Consider the following 2,077-nt stretch of genomic DNA (forward strand, 5'->3'; position numbering starts at 1 on the left):
CCTCTGCGTCTTGCGCTTTCGCGGGCGCAGTCGCGTTCACGCCGCCGCGCGTTTCTTCTTGTTCTTCCGTTGCTTCTGTTCATCGTGATCACCTTCGTGGTTCCGATCGGGCAGATGCTGCAACGCTCGGTCTACCATGACGGCTTCTCGAAGACCTCGCCCGGTCTCGCGGCCTGGTTCGACGCCAATCCCGCGGGCACCGAACCCGACGAGGCGGCCTATGCCGCCCTTGCCGCCGATCTGGTGCTGATGAAGCAGAACCGGCTGGCGGGCGAGGCCGGCACCCGGATCAACTATTCGGTTCCGGGCACGCGGTCGTTGTTCACCGCCTCGGCGCGCACCGCCGACGATCTGGCGCCGCCGTTCCGCGAGGCGCTGCTCGCCCAGGACCGCAAATGGGGCGATCCGCTGATCTGGGTGGCGATGCGCGAGGCGGCCTCGCCCTGGACCTCGGATTTCTACCTGACCGGTGTCGACATGCAGCGCAGCCCCGACGGCGATGTCGAACGGGTGCCGGAACGCGACCGGGTGTATCTCTGGCTCTACGTCAAGACCTTCATCCTGTCGGGGGTGATCACCGGGATCTGCCTGCTGCTGGCCTTCCCGATCGCGCATCTGCTGGCGACGCTGCCGATGGCGAAGGCCAATCTGCTGATGATCCTGGTGCTCTTGCCGTTCTGGACCTCGCTCCTGGTCCGGACGACAAGCTGGATCGTGCTGTTGCAGGGCCAGGGCGTGATCAACAGCCTGCTGGTCGCGACCGGGATCATCGACGATTCCGGGCGGCTGACCATGATCTACAACCAGACCGGCACGATCATCGTCATGGTGCATATCCTGCTGCCGTTCATGGTGCTGCCGCTCTATTCGGTGATGCGGGTGATCCCGCCCAGCTATGCCCGCGCCGCGCGCTCGCTTGGCGCCACCTCCTGGACCACCTTCCGCCGGATCTACCTGCCGCAGACCCTGCCGGGGATCGGCGCCGGGGTGCTTCTGGTCTTCATCCTGGCGGTGGGCTACTACATCACCCCCGCGCTGGTGGGCGGCGCCGAGGGCCAGCTGTTCTCGAACCAGATCCAGTTCCACATGTCGAAATCGAACTGGAGCCAGGCCGCCGCGCTGGCTGCGATGCTGCTCGCGGGCGTCCTGCTGCTCTACTGGCTCTATGACCGGCTGGTCGGGATCGACAAGCTGAAGCTCGGCTGAGCCCCGGACCGAAAGCGGGCAGGGGGCGCCGCCTCCCCCCGTTTTCTGTCTGAAAATATCCTCGGGGGTGGCCCATTGTGTTCGCCATTGGTCCGAGAACACAATGGGCCGGGGGGCGGCGCCCCCGGGTCTTCCACCCGCGAAACGTCAGGAGACGTCCATGGCCCTTCCCACCTATGCCGATCCGCTGGAGCGCGCCTGGTATTACGCCTATCTGGTGATCTGCACGCTGATCTTCATCTTTCTGATCGCGCCGATCCTCGTGATCATCCCGCTGTCGTTCAACGCCGAGCCCTATTTCACCTTCACCGGGAAGATGCTTGCGCTCGATCCCGAGGGGTATTCTCTGCGCTGGTATGATGCGCTGGTGACGGTGGGGATGCAGGCGCCGCAGGCGCCGCGCGACGCCTCCTGGTGGGGGGACATGTGGCAGAACGCCTCCTGGGTGAAGGCGGCGAAGAATTCGGTGATCATCGGCTTCTGGGCGACGATCCTGTCGACCTGCCTCGGCACGCTGGCGGCGCTTGGCCTGTCCAGGCCCGAGATGCCGTACCGGCGGCTGATCATGGCGGTGCTGATCTCGCCGATGATCGTGCCGATCATCATCGTGGCGACGGGGATGTTCTTCTTCTACTCGAACCCCTGCGCGATCCTCGGCACCGAATGCGGGCGGCTGACCTCGACCTATACCGGGGTGGTGCTGGCCCATGCCGCGCTTGGGATTCCCTTCGTGATCATCACGGTGACGGCGACGCTTTCCGGGTTCGACCAGTCGCTGATCCGCGCGGCGGCCAGCCTCGGGGCCAGCCCTTCGACCACCTTCTTCCGGGTGATCATGCCGCTGATCCTGCCGGGGGTGATCTCGGGGGCG

2 protein-coding genes are annotated in these 2,077 nt (G+C 65.5%); both read left to right on the forward strand.

Annotated features, from left to right (window positions below):
- Positions 1-1,206: ABC transporter permease (locus XINFAN_RS00080; protein ID WP_148087126.1), on the forward strand; the 1,206-nt coding region annotated here is incomplete at its 5' end.
- A 160-nt stretch (positions 1,207-1,366) separates the two neighbouring features.
- The coding region (locus XINFAN_RS00085) for an ABC transporter permease (protein ID WP_148087127.1) at positions 1,367-2,077 on the forward strand (711 nt) is incomplete at its 3' end.

This window comes from Pseudogemmobacter humi (assembly GCF_900609055.1).
GTDB lineage: Bacteria > Pseudomonadota > Alphaproteobacteria > Rhodobacterales > Rhodobacteraceae > Pseudogemmobacter > Pseudogemmobacter humi.